General features: G+C 64.2%; 21 protein-coding genes. 4 read left to right on the top strand and 17 right to left on the bottom strand.

Annotated features, from left to right (window positions below; translation table 11 throughout):
• Positions 1 to 4: 4 nt before the first annotated feature.
• The 3 genes from VGV07_RS14040 to VGV07_RS14030 form a co-directional block, all read right to left on the bottom strand.
• Entirely contained in the window at positions 5 to 628 is a 624-nt protein-coding gene (locus VGV07_RS14040) for a LysE family translocator (RefSeq protein ID WP_326869334.1), read from the bottom strand.
• A gap of 241 nt (positions 629 to 869) precedes the next feature.
• Positions 870 to 1,220 (bottom strand): hypothetical protein, encoded by a 351-nt coding sequence (locus VGV07_RS14035; protein ID WP_326869333.1) that lies wholly within the window; start codon positions 1,218 to 1,220, stop codon positions 870 to 872.
• Between the two features lie 135 nt (positions 1,221 to 1,355).
• Positions 1,356 to 1,898 (bottom strand): DUF924 family protein, encoded by a 543-nt coding sequence (locus VGV07_RS14030; protein ID WP_326869332.1) that lies wholly within the window; start codon positions 1,896 to 1,898, stop codon positions 1,356 to 1,358.
• A 99-nt stretch (positions 1,899 to 1,997) separates the two neighbouring features.
• On the opposite strand from VGV07_RS14030, the gene VGV07_RS14025 reads away from it, so the two are divergent.
• Positions 1,998 to 2,210: a hypothetical protein gene (locus VGV07_RS14025; protein WP_055887892.1), complete on the top strand. Its 213-nt coding sequence runs from the start codon at positions 1,998 to 2,000 to the stop codon at positions 2,208 to 2,210.
• Positions 2,211 to 2,252: 42 nt separating this feature from the next.
• Here VGV07_RS14025 and VGV07_RS14020 read toward each other — a convergent pair whose 3' ends face one another.
• Positions 2,253 to 3,254: a zinc-binding alcohol dehydrogenase family protein gene (locus VGV07_RS14020; RefSeq protein WP_326869331.1), complete on the bottom strand. Its 1,002-nt coding sequence runs from the start codon at positions 3,252 to 3,254 to the stop codon at positions 2,253 to 2,255.
• Positions 3,255 to 3,350: 96 nt separating this feature from the next.
• Here VGV07_RS14020 and VGV07_RS14015 point away from each other — a divergent pair, with 96 nt between their 5' ends.
• Entirely contained in the window at positions 3,351 to 4,376 is a 1,026-nt protein-coding gene (locus VGV07_RS14015; RefSeq protein ID WP_326869330.1) for a low specificity L-threonine aldolase, read from the top strand.
• A gap of 129 nt (positions 4,377 to 4,505) precedes the next feature.
• Here VGV07_RS14015 and VGV07_RS14010 read toward each other — a convergent pair whose 3' ends face one another.
• From VGV07_RS14010 to VGV07_RS13995, 4 genes are all read right to left on the bottom strand, one after another.
• Entirely contained in the window at positions 4,506 to 5,423 is a 918-nt protein-coding gene (locus VGV07_RS14010; protein ID WP_326869329.1) for a VOC family protein, read from the bottom strand.
• Between the two features lie 276 nt (positions 5,424 to 5,699).
• Positions 5,700 to 6,584 (bottom strand): hypothetical protein, encoded by an 885-nt coding sequence (locus VGV07_RS14005; protein ID WP_326869328.1) that lies wholly within the window; start codon positions 6,582 to 6,584, stop codon positions 5,700 to 5,702.
• Complete coding sequence (locus VGV07_RS14000) at positions 6,581 to 7,465, bottom strand: ABC transporter ATP-binding protein (protein WP_326869327.1); 885 nt, start codon at positions 7,463 to 7,465, stop codon at positions 6,581 to 6,583. Before VGV07_RS14000 ends, VGV07_RS14005 begins: the two co-directional genes overlap by 4 nt.
• Entirely contained in the window at positions 7,458 to 7,817 is a 360-nt protein-coding gene (locus VGV07_RS13995; protein WP_326869326.1) for a GntR family transcriptional regulator, read from the bottom strand. Before VGV07_RS13995 ends, VGV07_RS14000 begins: the two co-directional genes overlap by 8 nt.
• 182 nt (positions 7,818 to 7,999) lie before the next feature.
• Here VGV07_RS13995 and VGV07_RS13990 point away from each other — a divergent pair, with 182 nt between their 5' ends.
• A complete protein-coding gene (locus tag VGV07_RS13990; RefSeq protein WP_326869325.1) occupies positions 8,000 to 8,992 on the top strand; it encodes an NAD-dependent epimerase/dehydratase family protein in 993 nt (330 codons plus the stop codon).
• A gap of 336 nt (positions 8,993 to 9,328) precedes the next feature.
• Positions 9,329 to 10,534 carry an MFS transporter gene (locus tag VGV07_RS13985; RefSeq protein ID WP_326869324.1) on the top strand — a complete coding sequence of 402 codons (1,206 nt, stop codon included), beginning with the start codon at positions 9,329 to 9,331 and terminating at the stop codon, positions 10,532 to 10,534.
• A 152-nt stretch (positions 10,535 to 10,686) separates the two neighbouring features.
• Here the strand turns inward: VGV07_RS13985 and VGV07_RS13980 are convergent, their stop codons facing one another.
• The 9 genes from VGV07_RS13980 to VGV07_RS13940 form a co-directional block, all read right to left on the bottom strand.
• A complete protein-coding gene (locus tag VGV07_RS13980; protein ID WP_326869323.1) occupies positions 10,687 to 11,700 on the bottom strand; it encodes a lactonase family protein in 1,014 nt (337 codons plus the stop codon).
• A 213-nt stretch (positions 11,701 to 11,913) separates the two neighbouring features.
• The gene (locus VGV07_RS13975) at positions 11,914 to 12,759 is read right to left on the bottom strand and encodes a sugar phosphate isomerase/epimerase family protein (RefSeq protein ID WP_326869322.1); all 846 of its coding nucleotides are present in this window, start codon (positions 12,757 to 12,759) and stop codon (positions 11,914 to 11,916) included.
• Between the two features lie 163 nt (positions 12,760 to 12,922).
• Positions 12,923 to 14,056, bottom strand: a complete 1,134-nt coding sequence (locus VGV07_RS13970; RefSeq protein ID WP_326869321.1) for a Gfo/Idh/MocA family oxidoreductase — start codon at positions 14,054 to 14,056, stop codon at positions 12,923 to 12,925.
• 219 nt (positions 14,057 to 14,275) lie between these two features.
• Positions 14,276 to 15,325, bottom strand: coding sequence for a TIM barrel protein (locus tag VGV07_RS13965; RefSeq protein WP_326869320.1), 1,050 nt, complete (start codon positions 15,323 to 15,325; stop codon positions 14,276 to 14,278).
• Between the two features lie 174 nt (positions 15,326 to 15,499).
• The gene (locus VGV07_RS13960; protein WP_326869319.1) at positions 15,500 to 16,570 is read right to left on the bottom strand and encodes an ABC transporter ATP-binding protein; all 1,071 of its coding nucleotides are present in this window, start codon (positions 16,568 to 16,570) and stop codon (positions 15,500 to 15,502) included.
• Between the two features lie 9 nt (positions 16,571 to 16,579).
• Entirely contained in the window at positions 16,580 to 17,743 is a 1,164-nt protein-coding gene (locus VGV07_RS13955) for an ABC transporter ATP-binding protein (RefSeq protein ID WP_326869318.1), read from the bottom strand.
• Entirely contained in the window at positions 17,736 to 18,026 is a 291-nt protein-coding gene (locus VGV07_RS13950) for a hypothetical protein (protein WP_326869317.1), read from the bottom strand. The genes VGV07_RS13955 and VGV07_RS13950 overlap by 8 nt, the downstream gene beginning before the upstream one ends.
• Positions 18,023 to 18,982, bottom strand: a complete 960-nt coding sequence (locus VGV07_RS13945; protein WP_326869316.1) for a carbohydrate ABC transporter permease — start codon at positions 18,980 to 18,982, stop codon at positions 18,023 to 18,025. Before VGV07_RS13945 ends, VGV07_RS13950 begins: the two co-directional genes overlap by 4 nt.
• Position 18,983: 1 nt before the next feature.
• On the bottom strand, positions 18,984 to 19,874 hold the full coding sequence (locus tag VGV07_RS13940) for a carbohydrate ABC transporter permease (RefSeq protein WP_055888021.1): 891 nt from the start codon (positions 19,872 to 19,874) through the stop codon (positions 18,984 to 18,986).
• Positions 19,875 to 19,912 lie beyond the last annotated feature (38 nt).

Raw genomic sequence — 19,912 nt, 5'->3', positions numbered from 1 at the left:
CCCCTTAGCGCGCCTCGATGATCAGGCGGATGCCGAGTATGCCGATGAAGGCGGCGGCAGCGCGGTCGACCCAGAGCTTGGCACTGAGATAGAGGGCGCGTGGCCTGGCCGCCGAAAAGGCGACGGCGACGACACTGTACCACAGGGTTTCCTGCAGGAAGATCAGCGGCGGCAGGGCCCAGTAAAGCCAGGGTTCAGGATTGGCAGGCAGAAGCGCTGCGAACACCGCGCCGAATACCGCGACGATCTTCGGGTTGGCGAGCTGGGTGAGGAGGCCGAAGCTGAACGCCTTCTGCGGATTGGCGGCGGGTGCGGCGCCGGCCTCGACGGTGATGGGGTCGGCGGCGTGGCTCCAGATCTTCCAGGCGAGATAGACCAGGTAGAGCCCGCCGGCGACTTTCAGTGCGGTGAACAGCAGGCCGCCATCCTGCATCAGCGTGCGCAGTCCGAGCACGGCGAGTGCGCCGTACAGCATCGCCCCTACTCCCATGCCGAGCGCCGCGGCGAGCCCTTCGGTGCGCGACTGGGCGACGGCGGTGCGCACCACGAAGACGAAGCTGGGGCCTGGGCTGATGGCGCCGAGCAACAGGGCGCCGAGAATGGCGAAAAGCGGCAGGAAATGGTCCATGAGGGCCTCGCACGGATGAACGAGCGAGTTGAACGGGAGATGGCAACGGGGTCAAGCGGGCGAATGCCGACGTGCTGCTACCCCGGTGTCATCCCCGCGCAGTCGGGAATCTGGTGGGATCTCGCAACACTGTTGGAAGCTGAAGCATCCCATTGGGTCCCCGAGGTGGAAGACGACCAAGACAGCTCTCACCCGAAACCCCGACGTCCGGGTGAGAGCCGCGTGCAGGGGCCGGTGGCCCTTACATCTTTTCTTCCTTGATCGGGGTGCGGCTGACGATCTCGTGGTCGCAGGCGTCGTAGGTGATGTAGTAGGCGACGTACTCGTGCTCGTAGTTCTTCTTTTTGGCAGAGAACAGGTAGATGCCTTCCTCGGCCTCCTTCTCGAGCTTTTCGATCATCTTGTAGTTGCGCTTCTTGAGGTAGCGGATCGCCTGCTTGACGCTGTGGCAATCGTACTCGTCGTGGTGCTTCTCCTCGAAGACCGGCTTCAGTTCGCCGGCCATGACAGCGGGAGAGCCGGAAACGGCAACCAGCGAGAGAGCAAGGGCAGCAAAGGTCGGGCGGGCGAAGCTATTGAGACGTGCGAACATGTTGTCCACTCCATTGAGGCAGGCACGATTGCCTGCGGGTGAGAGAGGACTAATGGGGCTCGGCTGAACCGATGCAGAGCCGCAGGTTCAGCGGGCATTCATAAGTCGTATTATGACTTTGTAGGTTGCGTCGCGTCAGAACATGCCGTCGCCCGAATTGATGTACTCGATCTCCTCGGGAGTGGAGGTGCGGCCGAGGGCGGCGTTGCGGCGGGGGTAGCGGCCGAAGCGAGCGATGCAGTCGCGGTGCATGATCTCGTACTTTAGCGTGTCTTCGTCGCCGAGCGCAGTGAACAGGCGCATGGCCTCGTCATGCACCGCGAGATCTTCCGAATGCATGTAAGGCATATAGAAGAACGTGCGGCGGCGCGGCTCGACCCGCAGGTCGTCGCCGAGCGCTAATGCCTCCTGCGCGAGGCGCAGCGCCATGGCGTCAGCGGCAAAGGCCTGGGGTTGCTTGCGGTAGAGCTGCCGGCTGAACTGATCGAGCACGATGACCTCGGCAAGCCGGCCGGAGGGTGAGTTGCGCCACCAGGCAGCTTCGCCCCTAGCGACGGCCGCATGCGTTGCCGCGAAACGTGCAGCCAGCACGGCATCGAACTCGGGCTTGCCCCCGAACCAATCCGGCTCGCCATGCTCGACGAACCAGAAGTTCAGGATGTCATCTGGGGAAGTCATGCGGCGGGTCTCCGGTTCACGCTTCATTTCCCATGGGCCGGTATGATGTCACCGGCCGCACGGCGCTGGGATATGTGGGGCATCAGCGAGGAGATTTCTATGCGGCTGGTTAAGCTCGATACGCCCGACGGCATCATCTACGTAAACCCTGAACACGTGGTCGCGGTGGTGAAGGGTCTGCGCGACACCAAGATCGACACGGTCTCGGGCGTACATGTGGTGAAGGACCCGCCCGAAGTGGTAGCGCGGCTTCTCGGGATGGAAGAAATCGAGCTCGATGTGACGCCGAAGGCGGTGGGCTGGAAGGCCTAGGGGCCAGCCCGCGCAGGGCTGCCCCACGGTATTCCCGCCCCCTCAGACGGTCACGATCGCCTTGATGACGCCGGTCCGGTCATGGGCCCAGACCGGCATGTCCTGCGGCACCCTGTCCATGCTGGTGGCGTGCGTCGCGAGCTTGTCGGTGGGCACTTTGCCCTGCCGGATCGAGTCCATGACATGTTCGAAATCGGCACGGATGGCGTTGCGTGAAGCCCGGATGGTGAGTTCGCGACGGTGTACTTCGCTGTCGGGGAACACCAGGTCGCCCTTGATCACGCCGACCAGCGTGTAGCTGCCGCCATTGCGGATGTGGAACAGCGAGGCGTTCATCGCCCTGATCGAGCCGGTGGAATCGAACACCGCGTCGAAGCCGGTCGACTTGATGCCGCTGAACTCGCTGCCTTCCAGATCAGCGGGCGCGAAGGTGCGGAAACCGAGCGCCCGGGTCGCGGCGATCTTGTCCGGCGCCGCATCGATGACGGTGACATCGGCTCCAGCGATCTTGGCGAAGAAGGCGACGCCGAGCCCGATCGGGCCCGAACCGACCACGAGGGCCCGCGAGCCGGGCTTCAGCTCGGCGGTGCGGCGGATGGCGTGGGCGCCGATGGCGAGGAACTCGACCATGGCGGCATCACGAAGGCTGAGGCCGTCAGCCTTGTAGAGATTGCCCGCGGGCATGACGATTTCTTCGGCCATGCCACCCGGCGCGTGAACGCCGATCACCTTGAGGGTTTCGCAGCAGTTGGCGCGCCCCTCGAGGCAAGCCGGACAATGGCCGCAGTTGAGATAGGGGTTGATCACTACCGGATCGCCGGCGGCGAAAGCCTCGCCATTGGGATCGACGACGACCCCGCTCAGTTCGTGGCCGATGACGCGGGGATACTCGAAGTAGGGAAAATTGCCTTCGAAGATGTGGTAGTCGGTGCCGCAGATGCCGATGTGGCGAATGGCAACGCGGACCCAGCCGGGCTTCAGCTCGGGACGGTCGATGTCGATCAGCGCCAGCTGTTCGGGCGCGGTGCAGGATATGGCTCGCATGGGGTCTCCTCTTGCACGGGATCATAGCGGGGCGTGGCTTCACCACAAGCACCCGGCAGGCTACAAACCCCCGCGTCTTTAGTGGGGTATTTCAGCGTGGATTTTGCGAGCGACAACTGGGCTGGAGCGACGCCCGAAGTCATGGCGGCCCTGGCGCGGCACAATGCCGGCTACTCGCCGGCCTATGGCGGGGATCCGCTGAGCCTCGGCATCCGGGACCGGTTCTCGGAGCTGTTCGAGCGCGAGGTGGAGGTGTGGTTCACCGCGACGGGGACCGCGTCGAACTCGCTGGGGCTCGCGGCGCTGAGCCGGCCGGGCGGCGTGGTGTTCTGCGGCGAGGATGCGCATGTCCACACCGATGAAAGCGGCGCGACGGAGTTCCAGTCGGGCGGCATGAAGCTGGTGCCGGTGGCGAGCCCGCTCGGGTTGATCGATGCGGCAGCCTTCCGCACGGCGCTTGGCAAGCACTCGCCTGGCGGTCGGAGTGTGCCGGTGGCGCTCAGCCTCACCAATGCCACGGAATGGGGCACCGTCTATTCGGTCGAACAGGTCGCAGAACTGGCAGAGATCGCCCGTGGCAGCGGGCTGAAGGTGCATATGGATGGGGCGCGATTCGGCAATGCCGTGGCGGCGCTGGACGTGACGCCGGCCGAGCTGACCTGGAAGGCCGGGGTGGATTTTCTGTCGTTCGGAGCAACCAAGAACGGTTGCTGGGCCGCCGAAGCGATCGTGGTGTTCACCCCGGGGCTGCTGGGAGACTTCGAAGCGCGGCGGCAGCGGGCCGGACACACCTTCTCGAAGGCGCGGTTCGTTGCGGCGCAGTTCGAGGGGTATCTTGAGAACGGCAACTGGTTGCGTCGGGCCGGCCACGCCAACGCCATGTCGGACCGGCTGCGTTCCGGTATCCGGGCCAGCAGCACGGCGCGGCTCGGCTGGGAGAATACCGCGAACGAGGTGTTTGCGGTGATCTCGAAGACGGCGCTGGCGCGGGTGCGGACAGCAGGCGGCGCGGCGCATGAATGGCCGACGAACGGGCTGGCGGTGGATGAGGTGCTGGTGCGGCTGGTGACCAGCTGGGCGACGAGCGAGGCGGATGTCGACGGGTTTCTGGCGGCCCTTTAGGCGGCAATAGAACCGAAGCAGACGGCCCCCTCCCGGCCTCCCCCATAAAGGGGAGGTGAAGAGTCGTGGCTCCGTCTTCGATCGTGCCCCATGCACCAGCGGGGCACCTTCGGGGCCGTCTGCCGGCAGTCAGCCCACCACCACCTTCACCACATTGCCGGCCGGGTCCTTGCTCTCGATCCCTTCGTTAGTCTCCGAATAGCTAGCGCCGATTGCCGCCAGCCGCGCCTTCACCGCCTCGAGCGTCGCCTGATCCGGCACCGCGACGTGGAACCAGCGCAAGCCTGCAGAACCCTTCGGCGCCTGGGCGGCATTGGGGCCGGACCAGATGTTGAAAGCGATGGTGTGCGGCGGGTAGTCGAGCCCGAGATCGCCCATGCCGAAGCGGCGCATGATGAACAGGCCGCCGAAGCCCAGGCCGTCGCGGTAGTAGCGCATGGCCTGTTCGAGATCGTTCACATGCAGGTGGATGTGGCCGATACGGGTGCCCTCGGGCATCAGCGCCGGAACGGCATTGACGTCGTCGAGTTCGGCCAAGAGGTCATCGACATCGATCGCCTCGCGGCCCGAATGCGGCGAGCCGTCGACGGTCTTGACATAAAAGCCGTCCTCGCCGTCGCCGATGATGCCACGCCAGGGCGTCTCGAAGGTGATCTCGATGCCGTTATTGTCGTAGTCCCAAAGATAGATTGCCTCGGAGACGAGATGATCGGTCGGCGAAATGCGGACGCGGCGCATCAGGGCGCGCACCACCATTTCGGCCAGCGCCTTGCGGTCCGGCACATGCACGGCGACGTGATAGAGGCCGAGCGAGCGATCGGGGAACGGGCTCTTGGCACCGAGCTCGAGGGTAATCAGCTCGCGACCTGCGGCGCCGAGGTGCAGCGCTTCGGCATCCTCGGAGATGAGCTCGAGGCCGACGACGTCACGCCACACGCTGAGCGCCTGGTCGCGATCGGTGACGCCGATGCGGACGGCGCCAAGATGGGTGGTGAGCGGCAGCGTCGGAGCAGAGCGGACCGCGGCCTGGGATTCGACGGTGATCATGATGGGTCTCGCAACGGGGGTTAGCTTGACCCTGATATGGCGGAGGCCGAGGGGCAAGCCAATGCTGTCGAGGCGGCGGACAGTCGATACGTTTTTGCGCGAATGGCCGGCACTGAGTGCGCGATTAGGTACGCTGATGGACGCTGCAATCGCCTTCTCCCACAAGGGGAGAAAGCCTGACTGCGACGCCGGCTCAAGAAAACGGCCACCACCCCCATCCCCGTTTGGGGATGGATGGTGGGGAGGGAGTGGTGGCTGCTGCCGGTGGCGCCGAGGTCAGGTGGCGACGGTGCGGCGGCGGTACTCGCTGGCGGCGTAGACGAGGAGCGCGGCGACGATCAGCCCGCCGACCAGTTGCGCCCAGTCGACGGTCGCAAGAAAGCGCGGCATCATCGACATGGCATCGAACGGGGCATCGGCGAAGATTTCGCGCTCGAGGTGCAGGTTGTCGGCGCCGAACTTCAGCCGCTCGCTCAGGTAGTGAAGGAAGTAGCCGGCGCGCGGACCCGTATCGTTGAAGATCAGGTTCTCGGCGAGCCCGATCAGGCCCGGGATGAGAAAGGCGAGCGGGATCGACCAGCGGCGGAACACCGTCGAGAGCGCCCCGACCCAGGCGAAGAACGGGGCATACCAAAGCAGCGCGACCACCAGGCCGACCAGCGCGAAGAGAGCGATCTGGAAGCCGGAGGCGAGGAACTCGAATATCCCGGGGACACCGAGCCGCGGCAGGATCATCGCGGTGATCATGGTGACCACGTAGATGAGGACGCCGGTGATCAGGTAGGCGCCGAAGATCAGGGCCGGGAAAATGGTCATGCCGGCGAGCGACTTGGAGGCCAGCATCTTGAAGTCGGTGACCGGCATCGACTTCCAGAACAGCATGGCATTGTTCCGCCGATCGGCGCTGAAGGCGTTGGCGTAGTAGAAGAACAGCGCCGCCAACAGGTACATGCTCCACAGCGCCGCCACCGCGAGGAAGCCGAACTCGAAGAACTTCAGCGCCGAGGGGACGCCGATCTCCTGGTGCATCTGGAAGCGGTTCGAGGCAATGCCGAACACCAGCACCAGCGTCATGATACCGAGGATCACGCCGGGGGCGTAAAGGAACGCACCCCGATGCTCGAGATACTCGCGCTTGATAAGGGCAACGAGAGACTTCATTTGGCGGGACCGCGCTGCATGAGGGCGACGAACAGGTCGCTGAGAGTGGGAGTGGTGACGTCACCGAACTGCGCGAGTTCGTCTCGATCGACGCCGTCGAACACCATGGCGGTCTGGCCGAAGCGGGTTTCGCTGTAGATCGGGCCGAGCGCCGTGGCAGCAGCAACCTGATCGGCGCGGACCAGCACCTGGCTGAACTTCGAGCTGACCGTTTCCATCTGCATGTGGAGGATCAGCTCGCCATCGCGGATGAACATGATGTCAGAGAGCATGAACTCGATTTCATCCACCTGGTGGGTGGTGATGAGCAGGGTACGCTCCTCGGTCATGTAGTCCTCGAGCAGGCGCCGGTAGAAGCGCTTGCGATAGGTGATGTCGAGCCCAAGCGTGGGCTCATCGAGCACCAGGAGCTTGGCATCGATTGCCATCACCACCGCAAGGTGGAGCTGGGCGATCATGCCCTTCGAAAGGTTCTTGATCCGGGCTTCCATCTTGACGTCGGTGCCCTCGAGGAAGCCGCGGGCCTTCGCCTGATCGAAGTTGGGGTGGATGTTGGTGAGCAGCGCGAACAGCTCACGGACCCTGAGGAACCGCGGCAGGCTCGCGACATCGGAGATGAAGGCGACGTTCTTCATCAGCGAGGCGCGCTTCTGGTATGGATCTTCGCCCAGAACGCGCACGGTGCCCTCGTAGGAGGTGAGCCCAAGCAGCGCGTTCAGCGTGGTGGTTTTGCCAGCGCCATTGTGGCCGACAAGGCCGTAGATGCGCCCGGCGGGGATGTCGAAATCGAGCCCGTGGAGGATTTCGGTGCGGCCGAAATGTTTCTTGAGGCCACGCGCCGAGACGATCGGAGCAGCTGTGGTTTGAGCCAGATCATTCATCTTTACCGCCTTGCTTCAGCAATAGTGTGGGGTCGAGATCGAGGGCGGCGAGGCGCGCCATGACGCGCGGCCACTCCTCGGTCAGAAACTTCTGGCGCTCGTGGGCGAGCAGCCGCTGGTGGCCGCCTTCGGCTACGAACATGCCCATGCCACGGCGTGACTCGACGACGCCGATGTCGACGAGCGACTGGTAGGCACGGGTAACGGTCAACGGGTTGACCGAGAGGTCGGCGGAGATCTGGCGCACCGACGGGAGCGCCTCACCCTCCTTGGTGGTCTTGCTCAGGATCATGTCGGCAATCCTCTCGCCAATCTGTACGAAGATCGGCTGGCTGTCGTTGAATTGGCTCATGCGTGATGCCTTGGTAGTGTGCTAGTTATGTAGCACACCAAATCGGCGGTGCAAGCGAAATCTTCAAGGGGCCAGTGCGGAGGCGCGGTTCGCGGACTTGGCATTGCCGAACGAAGGTGCGTAGTTTCAACAACGCTGCGACGGTAAACACCTTGTGCGACAGCGACTTCAGGGGGGACAGGGTGCGCGTTCTGGTCACCGGCAGCGCCGGGTTCATCGGCTATCATCTGAGCCGCCGGCTGCTCGCCGCGGGACACGAGGTGATCGGGCTCGACGCACTGACCCCCTATTACGATGTGCGACTCAAGTCGCAGCGGCACGCCATGCTGGAGGCCGACGGGCGGTTTCGCGCGGTAATCGGACGTCTGGAGGAGCAAGCCGCGATCGATGCGGCATTCGCCGACGCGCCACAGGTGGTCGTACACCTCGCGGCACAGGCGGGCGTGCGCTACAGCCTTGAGGCGCCGTTCAGCTACACCGACAGCAACGTCACCGGAACGCTCGCGGTCCTGGAGGCGGCGCGGCGCACGCCACCCAGGCACCTGCTGATCGCCTCCTCCAGCTCGGTCTACGGCATGGCGGGCAAGCCTTCGGCGGAACTGGACCCGACCGACCGCCCGGTGTCGCTTTATGCGGCGACCAAGAAGGCGACGGAGGCGATGAGCCATTCCTATGCCCACCTGTTCGGGGTGCCGATCACCTGCCTCAGGTTCTTCACCGTTTACGGGCCGTGGGGTCGGCCGGACATGGCGCTGTTCAGGTTCGCCGAGGCGATCGCCGCTGACCAGCCGATCAGCATCTACGGCGAGGGCCGGATGCGGCGGGATTTCACCTATGTCGACGACGTGGTGGCAGCGATAGACCGACTGATCGGAGTTGCGCCGGTAAGTGGGCAGCCCGTGTCGCCAGCGGACTCGCTCTCGCCGGTGGCGCCCTGGCGGGTGGTGAACATCGCCGGCGGCCGGCCGGTCGAACTGCTGCGGTTCGTTGCGGCGATCGAAGCAGCGATGGGGCGCGAGGCGACGAAGCAACTGCTGCCGATGCAACCGGGAGACGTATCCGAGACGGCGGCGGAGGTCGGCCTGCTGCGGGCGCTGGTCGGAGAACTGCCGCAGACGCCGATCGAGGCTGGCGTGCAGGCGTTCTGCGAGTGGTTCAGAGCGTGGCGAGGCTGACTGGTCCGGTGCTTCCGCAAACCCCGGCCGTCATCCCGACGAAAGTCAGGGGACCCAGTGCACCGGCTGTTCCAACCGCATAATTTCTGCCGACCTTGCTGTGATAGACCGCCACGGTTCGTGCTGCCCTTACTCTTCGAGCAGTGGGTCCCGGCCTTCGCCGGGATGACGACCGGTGGGGTAGGAAGATTGGTGGTCGAAATCATGCAAGGCAGTTCTGTCGACCGAACGGAAACTCGCTTGAGTGCTAACGACTCGCCCCGCCTGACATGTTAGGGACAAGTATTCGTTTCTGATCGGCATTCGCCGACCGCCCTACTCCTCCGGATTTCCAAATTGACGGCCACAGCTTCGGCATCGGCGACTTCGGTCGCCAGCAAGACCACGCTCTCGATCATCATCGCGGTGTCGGTCTGCCACCTGATCAACGACACCATGCAGTCGCTGCTGTCGGCGATTTATCCGATCCTCAAGCAGAGCTACGGCCTCGACTACGTGCAGATCGGGCTCCTGACACTGACCTTCCAGTGCACGGCGTCGCTGTTGCAGCCGGCGATCGGCATGTACACCGATAAGCGCCCCCTGCCCTTCTCGCTGCCGGTGGGCATGGCGTCGAGCCTCGTCGGGCTGCTGATCCTGGGCTTCGCGCAGAGCTACTGGCTGCTGCTGGTCGGATCGGCCTTTGTCGGGCTCGGCTCGGCGATCTTCCATCCTGAGAGTTCGCGCGTGGCGCGACTCGCTTCGGGCGGACGGCACGGGCTCGCACAATCGCTGTTTCAGGTGGGCGGCAATGTCGGCTCGGCCATCGGGCCGCTCTTGGCCGCCTTCATCGTGCTGCCGCGCGGGCAATCGAGCGTTGCCTGGTTCGCCGCTGGCTCACTGGTGGGCATCTTCATCCTGACCCGGGTGGGCATGTGGTATGCGGCGCACCGCAAGGCCAATGCCGGCAAGGCGCCGGTGAGCACCGCCCTGCTGTTCGACAGGCGCACCACCGCCATTGCACTCACCGTCTTGACGGTGCTGACGCTGACCAAGAACGCCTACATGGCGGGGCTTTCGAGCTACTACACGTTCTTCTTGATCGACAAGTTCCAGGTCGGCGTGCAGGACGCCCAGCTGTTGCTGTTCGTCTATCTCGGCGCCTCAGCGGTCGGGGTGTTCCTCGGCGGGCCTATCGGCGACCGCTTCGGCGCCAAGTTCGTGATCTGGTTCTCGATTCTCGGGGTGCTGCCGTTCACCCTGGCCCTGCCCTATGCCGATCTCACCTGGACGGTGATCTTGACAGTGTTGATCGGGCTGATCTTCTCGTCGGCTTTCTCGGCCATCGTGGTGTTCGCGCAGGAGCTGCTGCCGGGTCGGGTCGGGATGATCGCCGGGATCTTTTTCGGCTTCGCCTTCGGCGCGGGCGGCATTGCCGCCGCGGCACTCGGAGCCCTGGCCGACGTCACCGGCATCCAGTACGTGTTCTGGCTCTGCTCGTTCATGCCGCTGGCCGGGCTGCTGACGGTGTTTCTGCCGGAAATGCAGCACAAGGTGCGGTAAGGTGGTGGTCTGCTGAGGCAGACGACCCCCTCCCATCCTCCCCCATGAAGGGGGAGGTGCCGCGCCGGTGCACTTGGCACGATAGAGCCACAGCCTCGACTCTTCACCTCCCCCTTTATGGGGGAGGCCGGGAGGGGGCCGTCTCCATCAGTCTAAATCTGCAGCAACGCCACCGGCTTTTGCAGCTTGAACACCGTGCCGGTGGCGCTCAGCGTGCCGTCTGCAGCGACGCCGAACACCACGAGGTCTTCGCTTTCCTGGTTGGCGACGATCAGGTGTTTTTCCAGCAGCAGGAAGAAGCGGGGCCAGTTGCCGCCGCAGGCGATGTTCTGCTTGAAACTGATGCGCCCGTCGGCCGCGATGGCGAAGGCGGTGATCGAGTTGTGGCCGCGATTGCTGACATAGAGCACCGTACCGGCAGCATTGATCTGGATGTGCGCGCCGGTGGAGGTGCCCTTGAAGTCGGCGGGCAGCGCCGAGAGGGTGTTGAGCTCGCTCAGCTTGCCGCCGGGTTCGCGGGCCAGCGCGGTGACGGTCTCGGCATATTCGGTAAACAGGTAGGCGAACTTGCCGCCGGGGTGGAACGCCAGGTGGCGCGGGCCGGCGCCCTTCGGGGTCGAGAACGCGGTCTCGGGGCCGTCGATGAAATTGCCGGCTTCGTAACGGACGCTGCGCACTTCGTCATGGCCGAGATCGACGGTGTAGAGCCGGTCGGCTTCCGGTGACCACTGGGTCCAGTGGGCGTGGCCCTTGTCATGCGCGTGCGCACTACGCAGCACGGTGGGGTCGGATTTCAGCGCGCCGGTCGCCGCATCGATCGAGAACACCGGGGTCGAGTCGTCGCCGTAGTTGGCGACGGCGAGCTTGGTGCCCTTGGGGCTGATGCGGAGGTAGCAGGGATATTTCGCGCCGGTCGACTGGTAGCCGAGCGGGGTGGCGGAGCTGTTATCGGCGGCGAGGCTGAAGGCGCCGGCCTGCTCTGCCATCTCGTTGGTGACGTAGACGGTGCGGGTCGAAGGCGCGAAGGCGATCCACGAGACGTCGGGTGTGCCGGGAAAGCTGCGAGTGAGCTCGATATCGCCGGTGGCGGTGTCGAAGCTCAAGAGCTTCAGTCCCTCGCCGTTCGGGCCGGTATAGGAGCCGGACAGCAAGTTGAGCTTGGACATACGCAATTCCTCCTCGGTAAGTCGGGCGGAAGTGTTAGGGGAGTCACGGGGTTATGGCTAGTCGGTCTTCGAAGGGCTGAGCGCTTGGCGCCCCTCACCCTGACCCTCTCCCCAGAGGGGAGAGGGGACGCACTTTGCACCGGCGGTGCCCCCATCGCCCCCTCGCCCCTTTGGGGAGAGGGCCGGGGTGAGGGGCGCCAAGCGACGGATGCGTCAGCGCGCCCTATCCCAACCCTCACGCATCAGTGCAAAACCCTTCTCGTAAACCTCGGCTTCCGAAGCGAACAGCGGGCGCCAGATCTTGGTGGCGGCGGCGAGGTCGGGCAGTGCCGAGCCGAAGGCTTCGATGGTCATCCAGCCATCGTAGCCGGATTGCTTCAGGGCGTTGAACACCGACTGGAAATCGATGTGGCCGGCGCCGGGAACGCCGCGGTTATTCTCGGTGATATGGACGTGGTTGATCTGACCGATGGTCGAAGCGATCAGCGGTGGAACGGCGTTTTCCTCGATATTGGTGTGGAAGGTGTCGAAAAGGTAGCCGTAGTTCGGCTCGTCCACCCGACGCACCAGGCTGGCCGCCTGCTCCATGGTATTTAGAAAGTAGCATTCGAAGCGGTTGAGCGGCTCGACCGACAGCGCAACGCCCTGCCGCGCGGCGTATTGCGCCGCCTGCTTGTGGACGTCGGTGCACCAGGCGACCTCATCGTCGGTTGGGCCACGACCCGAGAACTCACCGAGCGGCTGATGGAACGGGCCGCAGACCAGCGTACCGCCGAGAGCGGCCGTGCAGTCGGTCAGCCAGTTGAGGTGCGTCAGCGCAGCGGCGCGCTGGACGTAATCAGGGGAGATGGCGTTGCCGCCGGCCATGACGCCGACGCCAGTCGCGCCGAGGCCAAGATCGCGGAGGCGGCGACCGAGTTTCTCGTAGTGGTCGGGCGTCCCCTCGAACATCGGCACCTCGACGCCGTCATAGCCGGTGGCCTTGAGGCGCTCGATGATCGGCCAGTGTTGGTCGGTGACGTGGGTGGTCCAGAGCAGGAGGTCGAAGCCGAGTTTCATTGGTGTTCTCACTATCGTGGGGAAGGCCCCCTCACCCGGCCCTTCGGGCCGACCTCTCCCCCCAAAGGGAGAGGCGGAGTTGCGGCGCGATGGTGCCCATCCACCACCTCTCCCTGGGGGGAGAGGTCGCCGCGTAGCGGCGGGTGAGGGGGCCTTTCCGCCCTTACAAATTCACCCAGCTACCCGACTTGCCCGAGCTGATGATCGCGTCGCAGAGCTTATTCGTCGCCAGCGCATCCCGGAACGTCGGCGCCGCGGGCTTTCCCGTCTTCAGCCCCTCGAGGAAATCGGCGGCGGTGTGGGTGAAGCTGTGCTCGAAGCCGATGACGAGGCCGGGGACCCACCATTTGCCGAGATAGGGATGATCGCCGTCGGTGACCAGAATATTGGTCCAGCCACGCAGCCGCCCTTCGGTCGAGTGGTCGAACCACTGCACGCGGTTCATGTCGTGCAGGTCCCAGGCGAGCGAGCCCCTCTCGCCGTTGATTTCGAGCGTGTACGCCGCCTTGTGGCCGCGGGCGTAGCGGGTGGATTCAAAGGTGCCGAGCGCGCCGTTGGCGAAACGGGTCAATACAGCCGCCGCATCGTCGATGCCGACCGTCTGCTTCTTGCCGGTATCGGCGTGGGTGCGCTCCTTGACGAAGGTTTCGGTCATGGCGGTGAGCGAGGAAATATCGCCGTTGATCCACAGCGCGCTGTCGAGGCAATGGGCGAGAAGATCGCCGGTGACGCCGGAGCCGGCAGCATCGACATCGAGCCGCCAGGTCCCCTGCCCGCCCTGCGGCACGTCGGGCGAAATGGTCCAATCCTGCAGGAACTTGGCGCGATAGTGGAAGATGCGGCCGAGTTTGCCCTCATCGACCAGTTGCTTGATCAGCGTGACCGCGGGGACGCGGCGGTAATTGTACCAGACGAGATTGGGAACGCCGGCTTTCTCCACGGCATCGACCATCGGCTGGCCTTCGGCGGCGGTGCGGGCCAGGGGTTTTTCGGTGAGCACCATCTTGCCGGCCTTGGCAGCGGCGATGGCGATCTCGGCATGGAGGTCATTGGGCACGCAGATATCGATGGCGTCGATATCGCGCCGTTCGATCAGCGCGCGCCAGTCGTGCTCGACGCTGTCATAGCCCCATTGTTCGGCGAAGCGGCGCACCTTGCTGTCGTTGCGCGCCGCCACCGCCTTCAGCACCGGATGATAGCCGGTATCGAAGAAATGGCTGACGGAGGCCCAGGCATGCGAGTGGCAGCGGGCCATGAAGCCATAGCCGACCATGCCGATGTTGAGTTGTTTGGTCATTGGAGTGTTCCTTTGGCTGGGCAGTCGCCACACCCACGGATGTCATCCCGGCGAAAGCTGGGACCATCTCGCGGTCAGCGCCTGCGGTGAGTTGGGTCCCAGCTTTCGCTGGGATGACACCTGTGGATGGGATAGGGCGTGCCCACGCCCAAACGGAGGTTCCCGCTTTCGCGGGAATGACCCTGTGGGCGGGGAGAGAGCGAGCGCACGTTGCGCCGCCTATTCCCGCCAGCCATGCGCTTCGCGGACCTTGAGCATGGCGCCGAGAATCTTGTTCCAGGTCTCCTGCTGCTCCATTACCGCGTTGGGGAACATGCAGCCGTCCCAGCAGATGTGGCGCATCTTCCTGGTCAGCTCGCCCTTGTCGTCGCGCAGCCAGTAGCCGGCGTGCTTCACCACATCCAGCCGGCCGTTGGGGTCGTCGATCTGGCAGTGACGACCGGTCTTTTCATGATCCCCGGACCCAAAGGTGGTGCCGTCGTTCTGGGCGACGTGGAAATCCAGCGTCCAGGGGCGGAGCGCATCGGCGACCTGGTGATAGGCGGCATCGAGCGCGGCCTTGTCGCTCCAATCGAAATTCGCGGGCAGGATGCGGTCCTTCTCGGCATTGGCGCCGAGCACGAACAGCATCGAGTGCGCCATGTCGGCCTGGTAGCCGACAATGCCGGGCATGTTGACCAGCTCGAGCAGCTTCACGTTCTCGCGCCACGAATGCATGCCGCCCCAGCAGATCTCGCCCTCGGCGACGATGTACTCGCCATAATGCTGGGCAATGCGGCCGGCCTCGCGAAAGGTCTCGGCGATCTTGCTGGTATTGCCGGCGGGATCAGCATCCCAGGCTTCGACGCCGGTGGAGCTATCGACCCGCACGCCGCCGGTGGGGCGAATGCCGAGCTCGCGCATTTGCTGGCCGATCCTGCAGGCCTTTTCGACCTGGGTGAGGAAGCGCTTGACCTCATCGGCGTCGCCCATGGCCGAACCGCCGCCGGCGCCACCCCAGATCGGGGCGACGAACGAGCCGACCTTCAGGCCGAAGCTCGCGATGTGATCGGCCATGCGCTTCACATCATCTTTCGAGCTGTCGATCGAGATATGCGGATCAGCCAGCCACAGGTCGACGCCGTCGAATTTCTGGCCGTCGACCTCGGCATTGGCCGTGAGCTTCAGCAGCGTATCGAGGGGGATGATGGGCTCGGCCCCGGGAGCGCCCTTGCCGACCACGCCGGGCCAGGTGGCATTGTGCAGTTTCGGGTAGTTGTTGGATGCCATGATCCCCCTCCCCTGGGGTCTAACGCTTTGCTGAAATAGACGTGAGACCGGTGCCCCAACCCAGTCGGCAGTCGGCAGTCGGCAGTAGGCAGTCGCATCCTCTTCTTCCGATTGCCGACTGCCGATTGCCTACTGCCGTCATGGGTAGGGGTCGGATATCACCCGCTGACATCATCACGCCGCCTGCCCCCTGAGGTTTACCCCGGTCTTGGCGTCGAACAGCATCACCTTGTCGGGGTTCCAGTTGAAGCGGACGGCTTCTTCGACCTTCACCTCGACGCGGGCCGGTACGGCGGCGCGCATCAGGTTGTCGCCGACGCGCAGGGTGACGATCTTTTCGATGCCGTGGTTTTCGACGTCATGGATGCGCGCTTCGTTCGCTGCACCGGCCGCAACCTCGACATCTTCGGGCCGGATGCCGAAAGTGACAGGGCCCTCGACCGCGGCGCTGCGCCTGATCGGCATCTGAAACGCCTGCGCCACGTTCGCCACATCGCCGGCGAGGCTGCCGGGCAGCAGGTTGATGGCGGGCGAGCCGACAAAGCTCGCAACGAACGTGTCGCGTGGGTTGGTATAGACGTCGCGCGGCGTGCCGACCTGGACGATCCTGCCCTTGTTGAGCACCGCTATGCGGTCGCCCATGGTCATCGCTTCGACCTGGTCGTGGGTGACGAAGATGAAGGTGGCGCCGAGCCGCATCTGCAGGTCCTTGAGCTCGGAACGCAGGGCCTCGCGCAGCTTGGCGTCGAGCGCCGAGAGCGGCTCGTCCATCAGGAAGACCTTGGGTTCGCGCACGATGGCGCGGCCGATCGAGACACGCTGCATTTCGCCGCCGCTCAGGCGGTCCGTCTTGCGATCGAGCAGGTGCGAGATACGCAGGGTCTTGGACGCGTAGTCGATGCGCTTGTCGATGTCGGGCTGGCTCATCTTGCGCACATTCGAGCGCAGCGGGAAGGCCAGGTTGTCGCGCACCGAGAGGCGCGGATAGAGCGAATATTGCTGCAGGACAAGGGCAACGTCGCGCTCGGCGGGACCCCAGGCATCGACGTTGTCGTCGTCGATGTAGATGCTGCCGGCGCTGGGCTTTTCGAGCCCGGCGATCATGCGCAGTGTCGTAGTCTTGCCGGCGCCGGTGGGGCCGAGCAGGACGAAGAATTCGCCATCGGCCACATCGATGCTGAGGTCGGAGACGGCGGTATGCACACCGAACTGCTTGGAGACTTCATCGAGACGGATACGGGCCATGTCGGTCGCCTAGAGCTCCACTTTTTGTCGCTTGGTCGGGGCAGGATCGTCTCGCGACCCTTCCTCGTCACGCGCCAGCCGGATGTCGAGCGAGGCGCCCGATCTGGTATCGAAGAAATGCACCTGCGACGGGTCAATTCGAGCCCAGACCTGGGTGCCGGCCTTGGCCACGAAGCCCGACGCGGTGCGGGCCCGTATGGTTTTCTCGCCGAGCTTGAGATCGACGATGTCGAAGCTGCCGAAGGGCTGAATGATGTGAGCCTCGGCCGGCTCGTAACCCGCCTTGCTGTCGCGGCTGAGCAGCACCCCCTCGGGACGCACGCCGAGCGAGAGATCGGTGCCGGCCTTCTTCTGCTGCAGCATGCCGAGCAGTTCGCGCGGCAACTCGAAGCTGGCGCTGTCGAGAGCGATCCGGGCGCTGCCATTGGCCTCGCTGACCCTGGTGGGGGCAATGTTCATGATGGGTGAGCCGATGAACTGCGCCACGAACAGATTAGCCGGATACAGATAGACCTCGGTCGGGGTGCCGACCTGCTGCAGAACGCCCTCATTCATCACGACGATGCGGTCGGCGAGCGACATGGCCTCGACCTGGTCGTGCGTCACGTAGATGGAAGTGGAGCCGTTCTCGAAATGCAGGCGCTTGAGTTCGACACGCATGGTCTCGCGCAGCTTGGCGTCGAGCGAACCGATCGGCTCGTCGAGCAACAGCGCCTTGGGCCGGCGCACCAGGGCGCGGCCGATGGCGACGCGCTGCATGTCACCGCCCGACAGCGACGACGGGCGCGCATTGAGCATGTGGCCGATGCCCAGCGACTTGCCGACCGAGCGCACCGTTCGATCGACCTCGTCCTTGCTGGTGCCGACGGCGCGCAACGGGAAAGCGAGGTTTTCGTAGACGGTGAAATGCGGATAGAGCGCATAATTCTGGAACACGAAGGCGATGTCGCGATCAGCGGCGCTGAGGTTCTGGATCGGCTTGCCGTCGAGCAGGATATCGCCCGAGTCGATTTCCTCGAGCCCGGCGATGGCGCGAAGCGTCGTGGTCTTGCCGCAGCCGGAAGGGCCGAGGAAAACGACGAACTCGCGATCCTTGACGGTGAGGTTGACATCGCGAATGACGTGAACCGGTCCGAAATGCTTGTCGATGTGGCGCAGTTCAATCTCAGCCATGTGGATGCCCCTTGACGGCGGCCGAGATGGAGACCGGGCCCGTATCGTCCTCGTCAACCTCGGGACCGTCCGGCGGTGGGATATGCACGGCGACGTTAAAGCCGATGAGGCCGATCAGCATGACGAGGACGGAGTACTGGTGAAGGAATTCGACCCAGGGCTGGCACAGGAACAGTATCCCCAGCAGCATGAAGGCCATCGAACCGGGTTCGAGGACACGGGCGTTGAAGCGTCGGAACGCCTGCTTCTTGTGGCGCTCGGCCTTGGTTTCTCCAGGCGTCATTTGCGGATCGCTCCGAAGCTCATGCCGCGCAGCAAGTGGTTGCGCAGGAGGAAGGTGAAGATCGCGACCGGGATAAGGAACAGCACCGTACCGGCAGCGATGACGGTCCAGTCCTGCAGACCCGTGCCAACCTGGCTGGGAATGAAGGGAGGCGCCGTCTGCGCCCGGCGATTGGTGAGGATGAGCGCGAAAGCGTACTCGTTCCAGGCCGTGATGAAGCAGAAGACTGCGGTTGCAGCGATGCCCGTGGCGGCCTCGGGCAGGACGATCTTGAAGAACGCCTGCATGCGCGTGTAGCCGTCGACCAGAGCAGCCTCTTCATACTCCTTGGGGATCTCGTCCATGAACCCTTTCATCAGCCAGACCGCAAACGACACGTTGAACGCGGTGTAGAGAATGATCAGTCCGACATGGGTGTCGTTGAGACCGACCGCCCGATACATCAGGAACATCGGGATAGCGACCACGATGGGTGGCAGCATGCGCGTCGAGAGGATGAAGAATAAGAGGTCCGCCTCGCCCTTCACCCGGAAGCGCGAGAAGCCATAGGCGGTGATCGTGCCCATCGACACCGCAAGGATGGTCGAGGTTATGGCGACGATCAGGGAGTTGATGAAGCGATCCGGATAGGCGGAAAAGACGACCTCGCCCTTACCGTCGCGGGCGAGACGTTCACCGCCGTCGAGAACCAGGCGCTCCCACCAGGGCGCAGCCTCATAGACCTCGGGTGCAACGGGCGCGGTCAATTGGGCCCGCTTGGTGAACAGCTTCACGAAAGGCGTGATCTGGGGCTCGAAGAGCACCGAGGGCGGCACCGACGTGGCCTGCACGAGCGGCTTGAAGGCCGTCGTCGTGATCCAGTAGATCGGGGACAGGAAGATCAGCGTGACGACGATCACGACGGCGATCGCAATGCGGTTACCCAGCCGTCCGGAGCGCGTTGAAACGACAGCCATTCTAGCGCTCCTTGGCCTTGTTGAGGTATTTCACGTAGATGTTGGTAATGCACAGCACCATGATCAGCACGATGTAGGCGAGCGCCGAGGCCGGCCCCGTCTGCCACTGCGCGAACGCCATCTTGTAGAGGCGCGACGAGATCAGTTCCGCCTGCGGCTGGCCGGTCATCACGAAGGCGATGTCGAAGGTCTTGAACGCCTCCATGGTGCGGAAGATGACGGCGATGAGCAGGATCGGCGCGACCAGCGGGAGCGTGACCCGAAAGAAGGTGTAGAGCTTGCTGGCGCGGTCGATCGAGGCGGCTTCGTAAAGATGCTTGGGCACCGCGCTGAGGCCAGCGAGCGAGAGCAGCATGACGAAGGGCGACCACATCCAGATATCGGTGATGGCGACTGCATAAAGCGCCAGGTTCGCGTCGGTGAGCCAGGCGGTTTTGCCCAGGCCCAGCGCGTAGTTCAGGATACCCCAGGACGGATCGTAAATGAGCTTCCAGAACAGCCCCACTACGACCGGCGAGAGCATCATGGGCAAGAGCAGCAGAGTGGTCAGTAGCCCCTTGCCGGGGATCGGCCGATTGAGCAGCAGCGCCAGCCCGAAGCCGACGACGAACTGCCCGCTTACCGAGACGATGACATACCAGAGCGTCGTGGCGAAGCTGCGCCAGATCACCGGATCGGCCAGGATGTCGGCGTAGTTCTGGAGCCCGACGAAATTGGCGGCGTCCTTGCTCGATGCACGGAAATCGGTGAACGAGAAGCCCAGCGAATAGAGCAGCGGGAAGACATTGAAAATGATGAGGAACGCGACCGTCGGGATGACAAAAAGGTTCCTGATGGTGATGTCGCTCCAGCCGCGCGTAGCCGCTCGCGAAGTCGGGCTGAGCGTCGTCATCATGGTCGTCAATGCTTGATCCCCCGATTAGCAATTGG

The sequence above is a fragment of the Devosia sp. genome (genome assembly GCF_035944845.1).
Lineage (GTDB): Bacteria > Pseudomonadota > Alphaproteobacteria > Rhizobiales > Devosiaceae > Devosia_A.
This window is presented reverse-complemented; position numbering and strand designations above follow the sequence as displayed.